This is a genomic window from Halalkalibacter hemicellulosilyticusJCM 9152 (assembly GCF_000513115.1).
In the GTDB taxonomy this organism is placed as follows: domain Bacteria; phylum Bacillota; class Bacilli; order Bacillales; family Bacillaceae_D; genus Halalkalibacter; species Halalkalibacter hemicellulosilyticus.
Map to the genome: position 1 here is coordinate 137,851 of NZ_BAUU01000007.1, position 20,060 is coordinate 157,910.

The 20,060-nt window shown below is 38.1% G+C and carries 19 protein-coding genes and 1 pseudogene; 11 read left to right on the forward strand and 9 right to left on the reverse strand.

Going from position 1 to position 20,060, the window contains the following annotated elements; all coding sequences use genetic code 11:
- The first annotated feature begins 13 nt into the window (after nt 1-13).
- A complete protein-coding gene (locus JCM9152_RS21310; RefSeq protein WP_052015647.1) occupies nt 14-1,237 on the forward strand; it encodes a peptidoglycan recognition protein family protein in 1,224 nt (407 codons plus the stop codon).
- A 60-nt stretch (nt 1,238-1,297) separates the two neighbouring features.
- On the opposite strand, the gene rnjA is transcribed toward JCM9152_RS21310, so the two are convergent.
- The 4 genes from rnjA to JCM9152_RS24280 form a co-directional block, all read right to left on the reverse strand.
- Nucleotides 1,298-2,965 carry a ribonuclease J1 gene (rnjA, locus tag JCM9152_RS05825; RefSeq protein ID WP_035341956.1) on the reverse strand — a complete coding sequence of 556 codons (1,668 nt, stop codon included), beginning with the start codon at nt 2,963-2,965 and terminating at the stop codon, nt 1,298-1,300.
- A gap of 3 nt (nt 2,966-2,968) precedes the next feature.
- Nucleotides 2,969-3,178: a DNA-dependent RNA polymerase subunit epsilon gene (locus JCM9152_RS05830; RefSeq protein ID WP_035341958.1), complete on the reverse strand. Its 210-nt coding sequence runs from the start codon at nt 3,176-3,178 to the stop codon at nt 2,969-2,971.
- A gap of 382 nt (nt 3,179-3,560) precedes the next feature.
- Nucleotides 3,561-4,109: a peptide deformylase gene (gene def, locus JCM9152_RS05835; RefSeq protein WP_035341960.1), complete on the reverse strand. Its 549-nt coding sequence runs from the start codon at nt 4,107-4,109 to the stop codon at nt 3,561-3,563.
- Nucleotides 4,110-4,503: 394 nt separating this feature from the next.
- Nucleotides 4,504-4,611: a YjcZ family sporulation protein gene (locus tag JCM9152_RS24280; protein WP_148296442.1), complete on the reverse strand. Its 108-nt coding sequence runs from the start codon at nt 4,609-4,611 to the stop codon at nt 4,504-4,506.
- Nucleotides 4,612-4,930: 319 nt separating this feature from the next.
- Here JCM9152_RS24280 and JCM9152_RS05845 point away from each other — a divergent pair, with 319 nt between their 5' ends.
- The 5 genes from JCM9152_RS05845 to lpdA all read left to right on the forward strand — a co-directional run bounded on the left by JCM9152_RS05845 (nt 4,931) and on the right by lpdA (nt 11,142).
- Nucleotides 4,931-5,581, forward strand: a complete 651-nt coding sequence (locus tag JCM9152_RS05845; RefSeq protein WP_052015649.1) for a YkyA family protein — start codon at nt 4,931-4,933, stop codon at nt 5,579-5,581.
- A 733-nt stretch (nt 5,582-6,314) separates the two neighbouring features.
- The gene (gene pdhA / locus JCM9152_RS05850; protein WP_035342038.1) at nt 6,315-7,400 is read left to right on the forward strand and encodes a pyruvate dehydrogenase (acetyl-transferring) E1 component subunit alpha; all 1,086 of its coding nucleotides are present in this window, start codon (nt 6,315-6,317) and stop codon (nt 7,398-7,400) included.
- A 3-nt stretch (nt 7,401-7,403) separates the two neighbouring features.
- The gene (locus JCM9152_RS05855) at nt 7,404-8,381 is read left to right on the forward strand and encodes an alpha-ketoacid dehydrogenase subunit beta (protein WP_035341964.1); all 978 of its coding nucleotides are present in this window, start codon (nt 7,404-7,406) and stop codon (nt 8,379-8,381) included.
- A 76-nt stretch (nt 8,382-8,457) separates the two neighbouring features.
- Nucleotides 8,458-9,729: a dihydrolipoamide acetyltransferase family protein gene (locus tag JCM9152_RS05860; protein WP_035341966.1), complete on the forward strand. Its 1,272-nt coding sequence runs from the start codon at nt 8,458-8,460 to the stop codon at nt 9,727-9,729.
- 3 nt (nt 9,730-9,732) lie between these two features.
- Nucleotides 9,733-11,142, forward strand: a complete 1,410-nt coding sequence (gene lpdA / locus JCM9152_RS05865) for a dihydrolipoyl dehydrogenase (protein ID WP_035341968.1) — start codon at nt 9,733-9,735, stop codon at nt 11,140-11,142.
- Between the two features lie 148 nt (nt 11,143-11,290).
- Here the strand turns inward: lpdA and JCM9152_RS05870 are convergent, their stop codons facing one another.
- Both JCM9152_RS05870 and JCM9152_RS05875 read right to left on the reverse strand, forming a co-directional pair.
- On the reverse strand, nt 11,291-11,680 hold the full coding sequence (locus JCM9152_RS05870) for a hypothetical protein (RefSeq protein WP_035341970.1): 390 nt from the start codon (nt 11,678-11,680) through the stop codon (nt 11,291-11,293).
- A 131-nt stretch (nt 11,681-11,811) separates the two neighbouring features.
- Nucleotides 11,812-12,852, reverse strand: a complete 1,041-nt coding sequence (locus JCM9152_RS05875; protein ID WP_235715634.1) for an aromatic acid exporter family protein — start codon at nt 12,850-12,852, stop codon at nt 11,812-11,814.
- 298 nt (nt 12,853-13,150) lie between these two features.
- Here JCM9152_RS05875 and JCM9152_RS05880 point away from each other — a divergent pair, with 298 nt between their 5' ends.
- Nucleotides 13,151-13,999, forward strand: coding sequence for a polysaccharide deacetylase family protein (locus tag JCM9152_RS05880; protein ID WP_035341976.1), 849 nt, complete (start codon nt 13,151-13,153; stop codon nt 13,997-13,999).
- A 76-nt stretch (nt 14,000-14,075) separates the two neighbouring features.
- Nucleotides 14,076-15,215, forward strand: coding sequence for a M23 family metallopeptidase (locus JCM9152_RS05885; protein ID WP_235715635.1), 1,140 nt, complete (start codon nt 14,076-14,078; stop codon nt 15,213-15,215).
- A 335-nt stretch (nt 15,216-15,550) separates the two neighbouring features.
- On the opposite strand, the gene JCM9152_RS05890 is transcribed toward JCM9152_RS05885, so the two are convergent.
- Entirely contained in the window at nt 15,551-17,023 is a 1,473-nt protein-coding gene (locus JCM9152_RS05890) for an aminotransferase class I/II-fold pyridoxal phosphate-dependent enzyme (RefSeq protein WP_035341979.1), read from the reverse strand.
- A 152-nt stretch (nt 17,024-17,175) separates the two neighbouring features.
- On the opposite strand from JCM9152_RS05890, the gene JCM9152_RS05895 reads away from it, so the two are divergent.
- Complete coding sequence (locus JCM9152_RS05895) at nt 17,176-17,454, forward strand: UPF0223 family protein (protein WP_035341982.1); 279 nt, start codon at nt 17,176-17,178, stop codon at nt 17,452-17,454.
- Between the two features lie 100 nt (nt 17,455-17,554).
- Here JCM9152_RS05895 and JCM9152_RS05900 read toward each other — a convergent pair whose 3' ends face one another.
- The gene (locus JCM9152_RS05900; protein ID WP_439644192.1) at nt 17,555-18,187 is read right to left on the reverse strand and encodes a YktB family protein; all 633 of its coding nucleotides are present in this window, start codon (nt 18,185-18,187) and stop codon (nt 17,555-17,557) included.
- A gap of 262 nt (nt 18,188-18,449) precedes the next feature.
- On the opposite strand from JCM9152_RS05900, the gene JCM9152_RS05905 reads away from it, so the two are divergent.
- Together JCM9152_RS05905 and JCM9152_RS05910 are read left to right on the forward strand one after the other, a co-directional pair.
- Nucleotides 18,450-18,644, forward strand: coding sequence for a YkzI domain-containing protein (locus JCM9152_RS05905; RefSeq protein ID WP_035341988.1), 195 nt, complete (start codon nt 18,450-18,452; stop codon nt 18,642-18,644).
- 166 nt (nt 18,645-18,810) lie between these two features.
- A pseudogene (locus tag JCM9152_RS05910) lies at nt 18,811-19,610 on the forward strand (inositol monophosphatase family protein).
- A gap of 28 nt (nt 19,611-19,638) precedes the next feature.
- Here JCM9152_RS05910 and JCM9152_RS05915 read toward each other — a convergent pair.
- Nucleotides 19,639-19,836, reverse strand: a complete 198-nt coding sequence (locus JCM9152_RS05915; protein ID WP_035341990.1) for a DUF5325 family protein — start codon at nt 19,834-19,836, stop codon at nt 19,639-19,641.
- Nucleotides 19,837-20,060 lie beyond the last annotated feature (224 nt).

The following is a 20,060-nucleotide window of genomic DNA, read 5'->3' on the forward strand; positions in this document are numbered from 1 at the left end:
GAGGTGATGATTAATGAAAATCGTTGATAAAAGGAATGCTCTCTTACGAAGCCAAACAAGTTCGTACCGGAGAAGGCCAAGAAGTACAATTCGTAACATAGCGATTCATCATAGTGCAACAACTTCCGGTAGTGCAGAAGCCTTTGCAAGGTATCACGTTAATGAGCTAGGTTGGCCCGGTATTGGTTACCATTATGTCGTAGATCGTAATGGTCAGATTAGCCATTGTCATGATATCGAGGTTGTTAGCTACCATGTTGGTAATAGCAATAGATATGCGATTGGGATATGCATGGTAGGTGACTTTCGGACACAAACATTAACTAAGGAGCAACGGCAAGCAACACTTCGACTTACACGGAAATTAATGGATGACTTAGCCATTTCAGTAGATAATGTTTGGGGACATGATGAATTTCCTGGATATGCTTGGAAACCATGTCCGTCAATTAATATGCAAAACTTTCGAAATCGTCTTACTAGAAGAGGTGGTTCATACGAGGAAATAGAAGTAGATAAAAGTTTCACAAATGATCAGCAACAACGAACGATTCTTTCTATAGGAGATCAAGGGAGCGATGTAAAGGAAATACAGCAACGATTAGATGAACTAGGCTTTAATCCAGGCCCTCTTGATGGTATATATGGTTCACAAACAGAGGATGCGGTTATTCGTTTCCAGCGGACTGCTGCCATTAAAGTTGATGGAGTTGTCGGTCCACAAACGAGGGAACAATTAGATCGCTTTGAACATAAGGATGAACGAGAACTTGCTTCGCCCACTGATGAACCAGATGAAAATAGTACTATGTATGAAGAAGAATCAAGAAGGCTGCTAAGACTGTTACGACCTATGATGAGAGGTGAGGATGTTCGAGAGGTGCAAGAGAAAGTAGGGGCTGTACCAGATGGGTTATACGGTCCAGAAACAGAGAGGAGAGTACAAGCATTTCAAAGAGATCAAAACATTCTTGTGGATGGGATCGTTGGACCGCAGACGTGGAGAGCCTTAGACCGCATTAGTGAGAATGGAGTTGGTTATGAGCGATTGTTATCTATTCAATCACCGTATATGAGAGGGCAAGATATTAGAAGAGTTCAGAGAGAGTTAGGTATAACGGCCGATGGTTTATTTGGACCTCAAACTGAGACAGCCGTTCGAGATTTTCAAAGAGCTGAAGGTATAACGGTGGATGGGATTGTCGGTCCGCAAACGTGGGCTAGATTGTTTCAATAATAGGAAAAAAAGCTCGTTACGTAAGGTACACCTTTCGTAACGAGCTTTTCATTGTGAAGATTATACTTCCATAATAATTGGTAAAATCATTGGCTTTCGCTTTGTTCGTTCATATAAAAACGGACCAAGTAAATCTGTAATTTCATTTTTTATTTCAGACCATTGTGATGTTTTACGCTCCATTACGTCGTTCAGGTGATTCGATAGAAGCTTTTGAGCTTCGTGAATTAAGTCGCCAGATTCACGCATGTATACGAATCCACGTGAAATTAAGTCAGGACCAGCAGTCACCTTAAATTCTTTCATGTTGAGGCTAACGACGACTACTACTAAGCCTTCCTCTGATAAGATTCGGCGATCACGTAAAACGATATTACCAATGTCACCAATTCCATTACCGTCAACGTACACAGAGCCAGAAGGAACCTTCCCGACAACACCTGCTTCTTCAGGGTGAAGTGCTAACACATCTCCATTGTCCATAATGAAACAATTTTTTTCGGGTATTCCACAATCCTGTGCTAATTGAATATGCATTTTTAGCATGCGGTATTCTCCATGTATAGGCATAAAATATTGTGGTTTCATCAGTCTAAGCATTAATTTCTGTTCTTCTTGACCGCCGTGACCAGATGTGTGTATATCATTTAATGAACCGTGAATGACGTCAGCGCCTGCACGATAAAGTTGATTGATCGTTTTACTCACACTTAACGTATTTCCTGGAATTGGTGATGATGAAAAGACTACGGTATCTCCAGGAATGATCTGAATTTGACGGTGTGTTCCGTTAGCAATTCGTGATAATGCGGCCATAGGCTCACCTTGACTCCCTGTACATAGAATAGTTACTTGATTATCAGGAAGTTTGTTTAGTTGAGATGGCTCAATAAATGTATTTTTCGGTGCTTGAATATAGCCTAATTCTTGTCCGATCGTTAAGGCGGATTCCATGCTGCGCCCGAATACAGCAATTTTGCGTCCATATTTCACTGCCGACTCTACAACTTGCTGAAGCCGGTGAATATTCGATGCAAATGTGGCAAAGATGACTCTTCCTTCAACTTTACGGAAAATATTGTCGATGCTTTCGCCAACTTTTCGCTCAGACATAGTAAATTCAGGTATTTCACTATTTGTACTATCTGACAATAAGCATAGTACGCCTTCTTCACCAATTCTGGCCATTTTTGTTAAGTTAGCAGGTTCACCAACTGGAGTGAAATCAAACTTGAAATCTCCCGTGTGTACAACATTACCAGGAGGAGTCTTCACGACAATCCCGTATGCATCAGGAATACTATGGGTCGTGCGAAAGAAGGATACTGACGTTTTCGTGAATTTGACGATTTGATCCTCATGAATTTCATGTAGCTTCGTTCTTCTTAGAAGTCCATGTTCTTCTAATTTCCCTTTCAGAAGTCCAAGAGCTAATTTGCCACCGTATACCGGGATATTGACAGATCGTAATAAATAAGGAATACCACCGATGTGATCCTCGTGTCCATGCGTAATAAAAAGCCCTTTAATTTTGTCCTCATTTTTAACTAAATACGTATAATCTGGAATAACATAATCAATACCGAGAAGCTCGTCCTCTGGAAACTTAATTCCGGCATCAATTAAAATAATTTCATCTTGAAATTGAACAGCATACGTATTTTTGCCGATTTCTCCGAGTCCACCTAATGCAAATACGGCTGTTTGGTTGTTTTTAACTTGTTTCATAAATTATACATTCTCCACTTTGTAATCTTCTTTTTGTTGTTCATATTCTAAGTATGGACCAGAGATCGGAGTAATAAACTCGATATTATACTGGCGAGAAGCTAATTTTAACCGAACTTCTGCTTCACTTTCTGCTTCAATAAAGAGAGATTCCGTAAACTCTCGTACTGGAACCTCAGAAAAATTATTTTGATAATACACTTTAAAAATCATTTAGCTACCTCTCCTTAATAATGGTTATAGGTTCATTATAAAGTAAATACTTCCTAATTTCATGTTTTTCTTTTTTTTATTTTTCGATTAAGAAGAGTCAATGATTCACAAATAGTCGTTTTTTCTTTCGTGTCATTAACGTTGAACTTCAAAATATCGTTTCTTTGGGAGTAGGTTCTTACATTTGTTTACGATTCGCTTTCTCCATTTTTTTAGCATATGATCCCGCCTTTCTTCACAAATAGTGTCCTTTTCTGTAGTATGTGTCAGTTTATAACAGTTTGTTCGAGGGAATTTTTGTAAAGAAATGAAAACGAGGCAACATTAAAATGCTCTAAAAAGTCGCGTTGTCGTTTTAGAGCATCATTAAACCTAACTTATACTATATTCCCTTTGGAAGTGGACGTTTTAATTTGTCTGAGAAGTCTTCAATTCGATCATAAAACATAATACCCTCAAGGTGATCTAATTCATGTTGAAAAACAATGGCAATAAATCCTCTTAATCGTAATGTTACTTCTTCTCCTTCTAAGGTAGTTGCTTTAACGGTTATTCTTGAATGGCGTGGAACGTTGCCTGGAATATCACGATCGACTGATAAGCAGCCCTCTCCTCCTTCTAAATGATTTTCTTCAACTGAATGACTTATCACCTTTGGATTTACGAGACCCATGCTATATAAACGATCTTGTTCATCCGTTGCATGAATAGCAAACATTCGCTTTGAAACACCGACCTGTGGAGCAGCTAGTCCAACACCAGGGCGAAGATCGTATTTTTCAGCTAATTCGGGGTCTTGACTATTAATAACAAAGTCAAGCATTTCCTGTAACAACGACTTATCCTCTTCATTTAAAGGTAAAGAAACCTCTTTTGCTTTTTGGCGCAATATAGGATTTCCTTCTCGAATGATATCCTTCATTGTAATCATTTATGTATCACTCCTTATTAACTTAAACACTTATGGTAATAATGGGTAAGCATTCTTTATTGTATTCTTATGTTAACGTGAAATAAGGAAAAAGCAAAGGTTTGATGTGATAAAAATTTTCAAGAAACGAATTGAAGGATGTGCACAATTATAGCAAGTAATTGTGCACATCCTTATGATCGAGGGAACTGAAAAAAGTTTGATTTTCAACTTTTTTCAGTTCCCTTTAAGCAATGAGCGAAACCGTAGCCTGTTTTGAATAGCTTGAAACGATTGGATTTTTCGTATCAAGCGAGCAACGAGTGAAGCCATTGCTCCTCAAATGAAAGGCACTGAAAAAGTCGATTTGTCCTTTTTCAGTGGCCTCATGATTAGGGGATGAATATAGGAGAAATTAACCTCCGAATTTTGATGCGCCGACAATAATTAAGAGGATGAAAAGAACTACGATCAACGCAAAGCCCTTTCCAGCACCTCCGTAGTGGCCAGGACCATATTGCATTGGAGCTACTTGAGTACCGTAACCATATCCACATGGGTCATAGCAATATTGTTGACCAGCGTCAGCACCGTAACCGTATCCAAACATGAGACATTCCTCCTTTATAAGCGTATCGCAACTATTGCGATTCACTAATTACTGTATGCAAGATCGAAATAAGCGGTTGGACTTTTGCCCAATTATGATCGTTTAATTTAATTAATTGTACTGGCTCATATTCATTGTACTTCCTTCATATAATAGCAACGTTTACATTTACATGGGCAAAAAAGATGTGTATTGTTAAGCTAGATATTAAAGTGAGAAGGAGGGGTGTTTTGTGAAATACATACAATATTTACTCATAATTGGACTAGCATGTTTCGTCCTTACAGCTTGTGGTGGAAATCCGGCACAAGACGTATATGAACACTTAGAGACAGCTGTTGAATTAGAACGACCATTTGAAGAACAACAACAATCTCTCTATCAAGCTGAGGAAAGAGAAAATGAATTGTTTGATGAAGTCATAACCTTAGGGACGTCTGAATTAGACGAAATTGAACCGCTTATTGAAGAGGCGCTTGAATCGATAGAGACTAGATTATCGATGATAGAAATTGAAGAGGAGAGCATTGAAGCAAGTTTTCATGAATTCAGTGAAATTGAGCAATATGAAAATCAGTTTAATGAAACCGAATTGGAAGAGCTATTTTCTTCATTATTAGAAACGATGAACACTCGCTATGAAGCTTACCATTCATTAAATGAAGTGTACAAAGAAGCAGCACAAGCTGACCAAGATTTATTCGAAGCATTTCTGGATGAAGATTTAACACTTGAACGATTGCAGGAGCTTGTCGATCAAGTAAATGATTATTATGAAGCTGTAGATCAACAAACGCAGTCTTTTAATCGAGCGACCGATTTATACAATGAGAGCAAAAGAAAATTCTATGAAGCATCAGATTTAAACATAACCTATGAATAAGTAAGACAAACGCGCTACAATTGCCTTCTAGGAGAAAACATCCCATAGAAGGCTTTTTTTATTGAACGAAAGAGCAGTATGCTAAACGGAACCTTATTTTGTTTAAAGAAGGAAATACGCCATTTAACGCGCGAAGTGGAATGTCAATTTCGCTAATTCGCAAAAAGAAAAGCACAGCACAAATGTTTAAATACGGAATTAGGTTCAATTAAGTTCAGATGAAAGGTGGTATCGGGTGTCGTCGGCTCTGATTAAACGTACAACTTTCAAAAAATTTAACCGTTTGTCAAGACTGCTACCGTGTGTTTCTTAATTAACAAATTCTTGAGCTGGATGGAACGATGGAAGACTCTGTTTGAAACTGTATTATAAAAAAACAGATTGATCTATAACACAGTTTTAAAAATATAAGGGTTATTTGTATGGAAAGGAATTGTTAAATGATACAATGATACAAAAGGATTGACGAATTTATACAAAGTAGGTTAGACTTATTTTCGAAGATGACTATTGTATTAGTTATTGAAAAGTTCGACTAATACAGTCGCAGTTGTCGATAATCATTTCAGTGCTTTAAGGCTTTGACATAAAAAAGATCTACTTGAAACTGTTATGGATATAGGTAGATTGGGTACTATATGCTAGAGAATGGTCAATAGTCTTGAAATTAAATGAAACATTTTAAGAACGACAGGACAGTTTTTTTATTTTTAAGGAAGAGGTGAAGGTGGAAATGAGTACAAAAACGTTAGAACAAGTTGAAAGTCAATTTGAAACGTTTCAAATTTTGGATGAAAACGGAAAAGTTGTAAATGAAGAAGCGATGCCTGAGCTAAGTGATGAACAACTTCAAGAGTTAATGAAAAGAATGGTTTATACACGAATTTGGGATCAACGAGCGATCTCATTAAATCGCCAAGGTCGTCTTGGATTCTATGCGCCTGTAGCTGGACAAGAGGCTTCAATGCTTGGTTCACAATTTGCGTTAGACAAAGAGGATTGGATCTTACCAGGGTATCGTGATGTTCCACAAATTGTATTCCAAGGACTACCGTTATATCAAGCGTTTTTATGGTCACGTGGACATTATGAAGGCGGACAAATGCCTGATGGATTAAATGTATTGTTCCCGCAAATTATTATTGGTGCTCAAATTATTCAAACTGCTGGCGTTGCACTTGGGCTTAAGCGTAAAGGGAAAGAAAATATCGCATTAACATATACAGGTGACGGTGGTGCGTCACAAGGTGACTTCTACGAAGGAATGAACTTCGCTGGTGCATATAATGCTCCTGCTGTATTTATTGTTCAGAATAACCGTTTTGCGATTTCAGTTCCTGTTGAGAAGCAATCAGCTGCAAAAACAATCGCTCAAAAAGCAGTTGCTGCTGGTATCGAAGGTATTCAAGTCGATGGTATGGATGTATTAGCTGTTTATAAAGCGACAAATGATGCTCGTAAGCGTGCATTAGCTGGAGAAGGTCCTACATTAATTGAAACATTAACTTACCGTTACGGCCCTCATACGATGGCTGGGGATGACCCAACTCGCTATCGTTCTTCAGATTTAGATGATGAGTGGACAAAGAAGGATCCTCTTGTTCGTTTCCGTAAATTCTTAGAAGAAAAAGGACTTTGGGACGAAGAGAAAGAGAATGAAGTTGTTGAACAAGCAAAAGCAGACGTGAAAGAAGCGATAAAGAAAGCTGATGCTGCTCCTAAGCAAAAGGTAACGGATTTAATTGGCTTTATGTTCGAGGATTTACCAGCAAATCTTCGTGAGCAAATGGAACAATACACAGCAAAGGAGTCGAAGTAACCAATGGCGCAAATGACGATGATTCAAGCAATTACGGATGCAATGCGTAATGAGCTTAAAAATAATGAAGATGTACTTGTGTTTGGGGAAGACGTTGGTCAAAACGGTGGTGTATTCCGTGCGACTGAAGGTCTGCAAAAGGAATTTGGGGAAGATCGTGTGTTCGATACACCACTTGCAGAGTCTGGTATTGGTGGCTTAGCAATTGGTTTTGGTTTAACGGGTTTCCGTCCAGTGATGGAAATTCAATTCTTCGGATTTTTGTTCGAAGTTTTTGATTCAGTTGCAGGTCAAATGAATCGTATGCGCTATCGTACAGGAGGTAAGCTAACGTCTCCAATTACGGTTCGTTCTCCATTTGGTGGTGGAGTTAAAACACCTGAAATGCACGCTGATAGCTTAGAAGGACTTGTAGCACAAACACCGGGTTTGAAAGTTGTTATTCCTTCAACACCATATGATGCAAAAGGTCTACTTATTTCAGCGATTCGTGATAATGATCCTGTTGTGTATCTTGAGCATATGAAGCTTTACCGTTCATTCCGCGGAGAAGTTCCTGAAGAAGAATATACGATTCCACTTGGAAAAGCGGATATTAAACGTGAAGGTAAAGACTTAACCATTGTTACATATGGTGCGATGGTACACTCATCATTAAAAGCAGCTGAGGAACTTGAGAAAGAGGGATTTGATGTGGAGGTTATTGACTTGATGACCATTAGCCCTCTTGATATCGATACAATTATTGCATCAGTTGAGAAGACCAATCGAGCAATTGTTGTTCAAGAAGCTCAAAAGCAAGCTGGGATTGCAGCGAATGTTGTGGCAGAAATTACAGAACGTGCAATCTTAAGCCTTGAAGCGCCTGTGAAGCGTGTAACAGCACCTGATACTGTGTATCCTTTTGCTGCAGCTGAAGATGTTTGGTTACCAGACTACAAAGATATTGTTGAAACAGCAAAAGAAATTATTAACTTTTAATGTATGAATGAAAAGAAGGAAAGATTTTTGTCTTTCCTTTTTACCGAATCGTTAAGAAACAAAGGAGGCACATAAGGTGGCATATCAGTTCAAATTACCAGATATTGGTGAAGGTATTCACGAAGGTGAAATTGTTAAGTGGTTTGTAAAGGAAGGCGATGAAATTAAGGAAGATGACATTCTTCTTGAAGTTCAAAATGATAAAGCAGTAGTAGAAATTCCATCTCCTGTTGATGGAAAGGTTCTTGAAGTAAAAGTTGAAGAAGGAACAGTTTCAATCGTAGGTGATGTTCTTCTAACAATTGATGCTGGAGATGCAAATCCTGCAGAGGAAGAAGAGCCAGCAGAAGAGACAAAAGAAGAACCGACTGCAAAGAAGCAAGAGAAATCAGAAGAGTCAGCTAAGAAGGAATCAGATGATTCTACGGAAAGCACTCGTGTGATTGCAATGCCTTCTGTTCGAAAATATGCTCGGGACAATGACGTAACGATTGCGAATGTGTCAGGTACTGGTAAAAATGGTCGAGTGCTAAAAGAAGACATTGATGCTTTCTTAAATGGCGATCAAGCAGCTCCAGCAGTTGGAGAAGAGAAAGAAGAGAAAACGGCAAAAGCATCAGCTAAACCGACTTCAATTCCTGTTGGTGAGCTAGAGGAACGAGTTCCTTTAAAAGGTGTGCGTAAAGCAATAGCGAAAGCGATGGTTAATTCTAAGCACACTGCGCCACATGTTACTCATATGGATGAGGTTGAAGTATCAGGACTAGTTGCTCATCGTAAGCAATACAAAGAGATTGCTGCAGAGCAAGGTACGAAGCTTACCTATTTACCGTATGTAGTGAAGGCTTTAACTTCTGCATTACGCAAGTTCCCAACTCTTAATGCTTCAATCGATGATGCAAATGAAGAGATTGTTTATAAGAAGTATTTCAATATTGGGATTGCGGCAGATACGGAGCATGGACTATTTGTCCCTGTCATTAAAGACGCAGATCGTAAATCCATTTTCGCATTAGCTGATGAGATTAATGAGCTTGCGGCTAAAGCTCGTGATGCAAAATTAAGCGGTGATGAAATGAAGGGCGGATGCGCGACGATTTCAAATGTAGGCTCTGCGCGTGGCTTATGGTTTACACCAGTTATCAATCACCCAGAAGTTGCCATTTTAGGTATTGGTCGAATTGAAGAGAAGCCTGTAGTAAAGGACGGCGAAATTGTTGCTGCCCCTGTTCTTGCTCTCTCTATCAGTTACGATCACCGTCTAATTGATGGAGTAACAGCACAGAATGCACTTAATCATGTGAAACGCTTGTTAAATGATCCACAATTACTATTAATGGAGGGGTAAGAGATGGTTGTAGGAGATTTCGCGAACGAAGTAGATACACTAGTCATTGGTTCAGGTCCTGGGGGATATGTTGCTGCTATTCGCGCAGCGCAGTTAGGACAAAAAGTAACAATTGTTGAGAAAGGTGATATTGGTGGTGTCTGCTTAAACGTAGGTTGTATCCCATCAAAAGCGCTTATTTCAGCAGGGCATCGCTATCACCAAGCAAAAGCTTCTGAAGAAATGGGAATCGTTGCTGAAAATGTTTCCATTAATTTCGAAAAGGTTCAAGAGTGGAAAGCTTCCGTTGTTAAGAAATTAACAGGGGGAGTAGAGGGCCTGTTAAAAGGGAACAAGGTTGAGATTGTTAAAGGTGAAGCATATTTTGCGTCGGAGAACTCTGTACGTATTATGGATGAGTCAAGTGCTCAAACATATAATTTCAAAAATTGTATTATTGCAACTGGTTCTCGCCCGATCGAAATTCCAGCATTTAAATATACAAAGCGAGTTATTAACTCAACTGGTGCTCTTGCTCTTAAAGAAGTACCAAAGAAAATGGTTGTCATTGGTGGAGGTTATATTGGGATCGAACTAACAGGTGCGTTCTCTAATATGGGCACAGAGGTTGTTGTTCTTGAGGGGACGAAGCAAATTCTTGGTGGATTTGAGAAGCAAATGGCTAAGCTTGTTGAACGTCGTCTTAAGAAGAATAATGTTGATTTCAAATTTGAAGCGATGGCTCAAAGTGTAGAAGAAACAGAAGATGGTGTGAAAGTAACAGCTGAAGTAAATGGCAAAGAAGAAGTATTCGAAGCGGATTATTGCCTCGTCACTGTTGGACGTAGACCAAATACAGATGAGCTTGGCCTTGAGCAAATCGGAGTTGAAATGACAGATCGTGGAATTGTTAAGGTTGATAAGCAATTACGCACAAATGTATCTAACATCTTTGCAATTGGTGACATTGTAGACGGCCCTCCTCTTGCCCATAAAGCATCTTATGAAGGTAAGATTGCAGCTGAGGCTATTGCAGGTGAAAAGTCGGAAATTGACTATTTAGCGATTCCAGCGGTTGTCTTCTCGGAGCCTGAATTAGCAAGTGTCGGATATGATGAAGAAGGTGCAAAAGAAGCAGGCTTTGATGTTACTGCAGCGAAATTCCCATTTGCAGCTAATGGACGTGCGTTATCATTAAATGATGCTGACGGTTTCATGAAGCTTGTAACACGTAAAGAAGATGGACTCGTCATTGGAGCTCAAATTGCCGGGCCGAATGCTTCTGATATGATTTCAGAGCTTGGTTTAGCAATCGAAACAGGAATGACAGCAGAAGATATCGCATTAACTATCCATGCTCACCCAACATTAGGTGAGATTACAATGGAAGCAGCGGAAGTTGCACTTGGTACACCGATTCACATTGTGAAGTAAAAATTAAAAAAGAGAACGGGACAAAAGCGGTTAGTGCTTTTGTCCTGTTCTCTTTTGTTTGTGGTAAGACTGATAGAAATAGGGTATTCCAAAAGATGAGTGTTTCTCTTTCGGAATGTCCTATTTTTCCTCTGATTAGGATAGCCATTTAAGGTGTCTCCTCCTCTAAAAATAAATCAAACAGCTCTTGAAGAATCTCTTCTTCTGTAAGGACTCCTTCCATCCTTAGGTGTTCATTTTCGCCAGTTACTACAATCATCGTTGGAAATTCATTGATTTCAAAATATTTAATCACATCTCGCTCATTAAGATCAACAATAATAAATGAGAGCATTTCATCTTCGAAATGTTGTTGTAATGTTAAGAATGCATCATAATATGTATGTTCATCCTGCATGGACGTAGAGTCCGAAAATAGGACAGTGACCATTTCATCATCTGGATGATTTAAAGGGTTTTCTTCGGTGGAGGCGACGGAAACACAAGCAGTTAAAATAAACATAGAGCTTATCAGAAAGACCATGAAGTACTTGTCCAACGCAGTTCACTTCCTTTGCATACTGACTAGCATTGTTTCTCCATTTTAGCATGCAAGGTCGTTCTTAATAGCTAAGTAACAAAAATGTAATGAAATAGAAATATTTTGCATAAATTCAGGAAAAGAGTAAATTAATCAGTTAAAGATGGTTTGTTAAAGATGTAAGAGGGATAACTCTTTTCTTCAATTGATACACGTCTTTCATCACTTGTAATTTGAGTTAAATCTTTCATCACTCTTTGAAGAGATAATAGTTCACGACATACTTGATGTACAAATAAATCTTCATGCTTGTGCTCGTTTAAAAGTTGCTTTAATTGTTCTAAACATATGTAATGTTCTGTCGTAACTTGGTGATAAGGATCCTTTAATATCGATGAAAATGAATCAATTGCTCGCCGTAACACCTCTTGATCTTCATTTGATAAATGGTGGTTAACTCGAGTATGAGCTAATTTACCCAAATGAAAAAGAATAAAATGTAAATAATCCATTTTTTTTTGCAAATAGCTAAATGAACGTCTCTCTAATTCTGTTGATCGACGATATACCCACTCGTCTATTTGAAAATGAATAAATTGATAAGCTTTTATTAGATCATCTTGTAGTAATCGATAATGTAATGTTTTGTTTTGTTCATTTTGGTTGAAGTGATCGTCCATAATGGCATGAATACAATGAGCCGTTTGTGAAAATAAATAATTGACTTTGTTAGACAGAATTGGCCCGAACTGTGGTGGTAAAATAAGAAAATTAATAAGTGTAGATACGATTATACCGATAGAAGTACCAGTAATTCGTTGAGCGAAATCTGAAACCAAATCTAGTGAAGTAGCTGGTATCATGGCAACGGCTGTTAGTGTGGCGACAAGAGTCCCTGTATCCAGCTTTAGCTTCATGCAAGTCATAATCGTCAATATTGAAACGACTCCGTACGTGATGGGTGTTGGTCCTAGCATCATTGTTAGGAAAATAGCAAACATCGCTCCTATAGCAGCGGCAGGTAATCGAATCAACCCTTTTTTAATTGAATCAGCTGCTGTCGGTTCAATCGTCACAATCGCTGTTACAACAGCAAAAGTCGGTGGGATATTAATGAAGTGACAAATGGTCGCCGTAATGAAGACAGACAAGCCTGTTTTTAATACGCGTCTACCAATCCATCCTTTCATAATCATCCTCCCAATAAGTGGTCACTGAAAAAGTACAAATCGACTTTTTCAGTACCTTTCATTTGATTAGCAATGTCTTCACCCGTTGCTCGCTTGATACGAAAAACCCACTCATATCAAGCTTTTCAAAAAGGTAACTATTAACTCATTGCTTAAATGTCACCAAAAAAGGTAAAAATCAAACTTTTTCAGTGCGCTTCCAATAAGCCTTTTTTAGTATTTATGACAAAAAGTGATATTTATAGTATGTCATAAATAAATTCCTGTTATACTTATTGAGGTGAAGGAGTGAAAGGAAATGAGGAATCCATATTGGGTACTAATCTTCTGTTTGTGCTTGCTTGTTGGATGCGAACAAACAGTAGATGAGAAGATTGATGACAATCAATTAGACGGAATAGATGAGCAACATCAAATAACAAATGAAGAAGATGAACAAATAGATGAGGGTGTGCAAGGTGTGAAAGAAGATGATGATGAACGTGTAGAAAACGTTGAGACAGAGGAAGTTGAAGAGCTTAACTATTACCGCGTAAATGAAGAGAATTGGAGTATAGAACCGATTGATGAAGGGAATGAACAAGTTGTCTTATTAACGATTGATGATGCTCCTGATAAACATTCACTGGAAATGGCAGAAACGTTACATACGCTAGGTGTTAATGCGATTTTCTTTGTGAATGGTCATCTTCTTAATGAAGAGGGAAAGGTAGTGATCGAACGTTTACATAAGATGGGCTTTGAAATCGGGAATCATACGATGAATCACCCGAACATGAGTGAATTATCAGAAGAAGAACAACGCTTCGAAATAATTGAACTTAACGATATGCTTTATGAGATTACAGGTGAATATCCGCGTTTTTATCGTGCGCCATTTGGTGTTAATACAGATGTCTCGAATGAATTAATGGAAGAGCTAGAAATGACGAGGATGAACTGGACGTATGGATATGATTGGGAAACGGATTACTTAGATCCTGAACCGTTGGCTGATATTATGGTCAATGCGCCAGAATTACAAAATGGGGCGAATTTACTTATGCACGATCGCCAATGGACGGCTGATGCGTTGGAGAAAATTGTACATGGGCTTCAGGCAAAAGGATATGAAGTGGTTGATCCGAAGCTTATTAAGGTGGAATAGGAAATTCTCTACTTGTTAATCAATTGAGAGCAAGGTAAAATAGTCGTCATATGACAATTTAGGGGGAATCTTAGGCGTGTTAAAGTCAAGATGGTTACTCTCTGCATGTTTCATTCTTTTAGTAGGTTGCCAAATGAATCATGAGCCTATAGAAGAACAAGAGATGGATGGAAATAAGGCAGCTGAGACAAAGCAACAAGATGTTAAAGAAAAAGATGATGTAGAGGAAGGGTCAACAGAAGTGGATGATTCGCTGCAACTTTTATCTATGGAGCGGCGAGATGATCAACGATATTTTATGTTGGATGATTTATTAGACATAACTGGTGGAGAATATGATTTTGATGACGTGCATCGTACTGTTGAAATAACAATAAACAATGACTCCTTTTATTTAATAGATGAAGTTCCAGTATTAGAGCGTAATGGGCAATATGTCGTAACCGATGAAATTTATTTAACGATAGTGGAGGAGGAAGATGATTATTCTATTTTACTTCCTGTTGCATTTATTGAGAAAGGGTTAGATATTCCCGTTCATATAGCGGGAGAAACGATAGAATTTCATTGGTATGGTCCAACAGAACGAGTAGGAGGTCCACCTGAAGATTTTGATATGTCTGATTGGGATGTAGATGAAATGGTTGACTATCTCTCTTTTCTCGAAAGTCCAATTCAGGGAGCTCAAGTGAGTCGTCAACCTAGTCATTTACCAGGTGCACCGCGAGATTATCGCAACGGTTTTCATGAAGGAATAGACTGGTATGGTTATGCGACAGGTGAAGCGATTACGCCAGATACTCCTATCTATGCGATGGGGGAAGGGGTTGTCGTTCGAGTTGATCATGACTTTAAGGAATATTCATCTCCTGAGGAGCGTAATGAAGATTTAGCTTACACGGTTGAAATACAAGATACTCCGGCATACATTTTTGATCGATTGCGTGGTATGCAAGTATGGGTTGAATATCCAGGTGGTGTCATGAATCGATTTGCTCATTTATCTGGAATTCCTGAAGATTTGCAAGTGGGCGACACTGTTGATGCTGATACAATTATCGGTTATGTAGGAAATTCAGGTACAAGCTTCTCTGTTAATGGCGATGAAATGGGTGGTCTTCATTTACATCAAGATCTACTCATATATGGCGAATTATTTTGGGAACCTTTTACGTTAGATGAGACATCAACGATATTACAACGAATTTGGGAATAAATGATATATGCATGCGTATGAGCTATTGTTGCTTATGCAGCCTTTTTAGATTAGCAATCTAAAGTTACCTCAAACTGTAGACAAAGCGCCTTTGAGAAATAATTCTCAAGGGCGCTTTAACATTATTTTGTCTATTTTCTGTTATGGGAGAGTGTTCCTTTAGTACAAGTGTGCTTCTTTTTTGACATCATGACCGATACACTTGAGTCTTGTTTTCATACATATGATAGAGAAGCAACTATAGGTGAGGGTACTGAAAAAGTGAAAATCAACTTTTTCAGACTCCCTATGTGCTATAGAGGACAGTCTGTAGTAATCTAAATGGCTTTTTACGTTCACTGAATCGCTTTATGCTCTTTAATCACTCGCAACGTGTTGAAGCTTTCGTCTTCGGGTCCTTGAACAGGTAAGCCATTAGAAAGGTTTTCTGTAATGTACTGCAAATTGTCAGTTGTAATAATTTCTCCTGGAATTAATATAGGTATTCCAGGAGGGTATACCATAATAAATTCGGCAATAATACGTCCAGCTGATTTTGAAAATGGCACAATTTCTGTGTCAGCATAGAAAGCATCACGTGGTGATAGTGATAAAGTCGGTATATCCGGTACTGATACAGGTTTATGATCTCGGTTCGGTTGTATTTCTTTTTCTGAAGCTAATTGTCTTAAAGCATCAACAAGCTTATTTATTTTCTCTTTCGTATCACCGAGTGTAATAATACACAAAATGTTGTACAAATCAGAAAGCTCGACTTCTATTGAATAATTCTTGCGTAACCAAAGCTCAACTTCATGCCCGCTAATACCTAGCTGCCTAACAGAAATGATCAATTTCGTAGGGTCCATATCATAGGTAGCACGAGTGCCGAGGATGTCTTTACCGACACAAGTAAGGCCATGTATATTATTTATTTCTTTGCGTGCATCATTTGCAAGTCGAATGGCTTCCTCTAGTAATGCTTCGCCTTTTGTTGCAAGCTGCATACGAGCTGTATCAAGAGAAGAAAGCAAAAGGTAAGACGTGGATGTCGTTGTGAGCATACTGATGATAGCTTGTACTCTTTTTGGAGAGACGAGACCTTCTTTTACATTTAAGATTGAGCTCTGTGTCATTGATCCACCAAGCTTATGTACACTTGTAGCTGCCATATCGGCCCCTGCTTGCATAGCTGATAATGGTAAATCAGGATGGAAATGAATATGAACACCATGGGCCTCATCAACGAGAACAGGGATTTGATAAGAATGAGCTATTTCTACAATTTGCTTTAAATTACCTGAGATTCCGAAATAAGTTGGATTAATCACTAGTAGCCCTTTTGCATCAGGGTGTGCATGTATAGCCTTTTCTACTGAATTAACCGTTATACCGTGTGAAATCCCGAGATTTTCATCTATCTCTGGATGTATAAAGATCGGGGTTGCACCAGAAAAAATAATGGCAGACATAATCGATTTATGTACGTTGCGCGGGACAATAATTTTATCCCCTGGCCCACATACAGCCATAATCATCGTCATAATGGCTCCACTCGTCCCTTGTACGGAAAAAAAAGTGAAGTCAGCTCCAAAAGCTTCTGCTGCTAACTCTTGTGCTTCTTTAATGATTCCATTTGGGTGGTGTAAATCATCTAATGGTGCAATATTAATTAAGTCTATTGCAAGCGCATTTTCGCCAATAAATTGTCTGAATTCAGGGTCCATTCCTGCTCCTTGTTTATGGCCGGGAATGTGAAATTGGATTGGTTGCTTTTCTGCGTGTTGACGAACACCAGTGAACAACGGTGTAAGATGTTGTCGAGACAACGGGTTCACCTCTTTTGTATAATAATCATCGCTAAAACAAAATGAGTATATCAGAAATAAGCTATAATTCCTAATGTTTTTTAAGTGGAGAGTTCCTCGTTGAATAGGATAGGAAAATTAGCGATAATAAACAAGGAAAGGAAGTGAGTGAGATGGATCGATCTTTACCGATTTCTTTAGACTGGAGTTCGGAAGAAGTGGTTGATGTTATCCAATTTTTTGAATGTATTGAATTAACGTATAAGCAGCCAATCAACCGAGAAACGATTCTACATAAATATCGCCGTTTTAAAGAAATCGTTCCAAGTAAAAGCGAAGAGAAGACGTTATGTAAGCAATATGATGAAGAATTCAATATTTCGACATATCAAGTTGTAAAACGAGCAAGAGAAAGTAAAGATCAAATGATTAAAAGTGAGCGTCAAAAGTAAGAAAGTGTTCCAAAGGGGCGTACAGGCCTTTTGGAACACATAAGTAGTTCAAATGATGTAATAGCAGTTTCGCGAGTTTCAGATGGTGGACAGTGATGCTCTATTCGTTTGCACTCATCGCTAATTGATATAAAGGTAATAATTCTTCATATGTATGTTTTGTATACTCAACTAGCTTCTCTTTGTCTTGTACAACCTCATCATTAGGTGTTAAATGCTTACCGACTAAGAACTCTGCTTTTTTCACATCCCTAAAACGAATAAGAGATTGCTTTAATTCTTCTTCAGAAAAGCTAGCTAATGGTTTGGCGTCTTTTTTCATATGATCTAATGAAACAACTATGTCGTTTGAAAGCGTAGAAAATAAGTCTAATTCATTTAGAAAACGATTAGCGATGGCTGATTTTGCTGGTAGTTCGTAAATGAACGCTAACCAGATAAATAGATGATCATCAAATAATCCCAATTGGAAATGGGGATGTTTTTTATAGCCGCGTTTGTTGTCAGCGATTGCCAACCATGTATCGTTTGGTGGATTTACTTTTCTTCTAGCATGTTTAGCGATATGTAAATACATTTCATTACCAATCATCATCGATAAATCAGTTGTTAATTGTGACCCAATGTCCTGGAATTTGGGTTGAATTTGATTTTGGATGGCAGTCATTCGCTCACCTAATCCTTCTAATTGAAAAACGCGAAAGTCTTTCTTTGTAAAGCCGTTCATATTTATACCTCACTTTTCTTGTTGTGAATTTCCTTTAGTCATTGCTCAAAAATAAAATAGTAATGACTGATTTCCTTTATATTATCATATTTTCACGCTATGTCGAAAAGATGTGCTTTATGAAAATTTTCCCCTATTTCTCATTTCTTTTGTCGCTGCTCTTGATTTTTTCTGAAAATTCACTTAAAATAATAACTATAAATAACTGAAAATTTAGTTAACTATTGCAGACAGTTATTCGAGCCATTGAAAAAAGGGAGTGTAGCAAATGGAACAAGTAATGAATACGTTGAAACGAAAAGACGGAAGAGATAGAATCCCTGTGTTGCGTCTCGAAATAGATTATGAGCTTGTTACCTTACATGATGCAATGGCAACAGAAAATTTAGATGAAATGAAGGCTGCTAAAAGCAGGTTAAGAAGGCTTCATGCAGAATTAGTAGAATATGGATTTTTCCACTAAACGTACTGAGATGTGCAAAGGAAGTTAGACTTCAAGCGCATCTCTTTCTCATTTTTCGCAAACCTAGTAAATCGTACTGCCTCATACTTGATTCAATATGGTCATTCACGTCATAATGGTAGTAAGTCAAAAAAGGTTTATTTCAACAATGAGGAGGTACGATGTGATGTCAAATGATTGGTGTGAAATTGAAAAGGTAGCAAAATCATGGATCTATGAAGCGGCCCAAATCATAAAGGATTCGTTTGCTTCGTCCATACATATTGAAACGAAATCAAATCCCAATGATCTTGTAACAGAAGTGGACAAGGCAATAGAATCGTTTTTTTATCATAAAATTAAGGAAGCGTTTCCGGAACATTTTTTCTTGGAGAAGAGGGGGTTGCGGAAGAATTACAATCATTAAAAGGTACAGTTTGGTTAATTGATCCAATTGATGGGACGATGAATTTTGTTCATCAGAAGTACAATTTTGCGATTTCAATAGGAGTCTATCAAGATGGTATAGGTATGGTTGGTTTAATTTATGATGTGATGGCAGATGAATTGTTTCATGCTGTTCGAGAGAAGGGGGCTTTTTTAAATGAAGAACCACTTGTTCCTGTTAAAGAAAGGCCTGTTGAAGAAGCGATTATTGGAATTAATGCTCGGTGGTTAATTGAGGGAAGAAACCCTTATCGAAATCCTTTATCAGCACTTGTACGCGATGTACGTGGTACTCGTTCAATTGGGTCGGCTGCGATTGAACTAGCTTATTTAGCAGCTGATCGATTAGATGGCTATATAAGTGTGAAATTATCTCCGTGGGATTATGCAGCAGGGTTAGTTTTACTTGAAGAAGTTGGCTGCAGAGCTTCAAATTTTCAAGGAGACCGCTTAAGCTTATTAGAGCCAGGCACATTTATTGCAGGAAAGCCTCATGTGCATAAAGAAATTATTTCTTTATATTTAGGTGAGGATCATTAATTTGAATCGCAAAAGAACCTGATGTAGCCTATGCATCAGGTTCTTTATTTTCGCGTTCGTTTAATTTTTTCTTTAGCGTAAATCCTAATCTCATTGCTAAAAAAATACCGATAATTGATAAAATAAAAATGAGCATACTCTTTTCTGCGACTGCTACACCAATGCTCATGATACAAATGACCGTAATAACAGCTAATAATAGGAATAAGACATTTTCTTTCTTCATTAGTGCCCCCTTATATATGCGTATTCACTAATATAGTGTACCTTTTTCTAATAGAAAGAAAAAGACTTGAATGTGTCAAAACGCGTAAAAATATTTTAGGGAAGAGGCTGGGAAAAAAGTATTTTCATAAGTGAGATACCGAACAAATCAAGAGTGGAGCACATGCACCGCTCCTGAAATATACTTCGCTTTCCGCGGGAAGCTGGTGAGCCTCCTCGTGCTAC

Coding starts and splice junctions, on each gene's coding strand:
- JCM9152_RS21310 (WP_052015647.1), top strand. CDS start 14: ATGAAAATCGTTGATAAAAGGAATGCTCTCTTACGAAGCCAAACAAGT.
- rnjA (WP_035341956.1), bottom strand. CDS start 2,965: ATGAAACAAGTTAAAAACAACCAAACAGCCGTATTTGCATTAGGTGGA.
- JCM9152_RS05830 (WP_035341958.1), bottom strand. CDS start 3,178: ATGATTTTTAAAGTGTATTATCAAAATAATTTTTCTGAGGTTCCAGTA.
- def (WP_035341960.1), bottom strand. CDS start 4,109: ATGATTACAATGAAGGATATCATTCGAGAAGGAAATCCTATATTGCGC.
- JCM9152_RS24280 (WP_148296442.1), bottom strand. CDS start 4,611: ATGCAATATGGTCCTGGCCACTACGGAGGTGCTGGAAAGGGCTTTGCG.
- pdhA (WP_035342038.1), top strand. CDS start 6,315: ATGAGTACAAAAACGTTAGAACAAGTTGAAAGTCAATTTGAAACGTTT.
- JCM9152_RS05855 (WP_035341964.1), top strand. CDS start 7,404: ATGGCGCAAATGACGATGATTCAAGCAATTACGGATGCAATGCGTAAT.
- lpdA (WP_035341968.1), top strand. CDS start 9,733: ATGGTTGTAGGAGATTTCGCGAACGAAGTAGATACACTAGTCATTGGT.
- JCM9152_RS05875 (WP_235715634.1), bottom strand. CDS start 12,852: ATGAAAGGATGGATTGGTAGACGCGTATTAAAAACAGGCTTGTCTGTC.
- JCM9152_RS05880 (WP_035341976.1), top strand. CDS start 13,151: ATGAGGAATCCATATTGGGTACTAATCTTCTGTTTGTGCTTGCTTGTT.
- JCM9152_RS05895 (WP_035341982.1), top strand. CDS start 17,176: ATGGATCGATCTTTACCGATTTCTTTAGACTGGAGTTCGGAAGAAGTG.
- JCM9152_RS05905 (WP_035341988.1), top strand. CDS start 18,450: ATGGAACAAGTAATGAATACGTTGAAACGAAAAGACGGAAGAGATAGA.
- JCM9152_RS05915 (WP_035341990.1), bottom strand. CDS start 19,836: ATGAAGAAAGAAAATGTCTTATTCCTATTATTAGCTGTTATTACGGTC.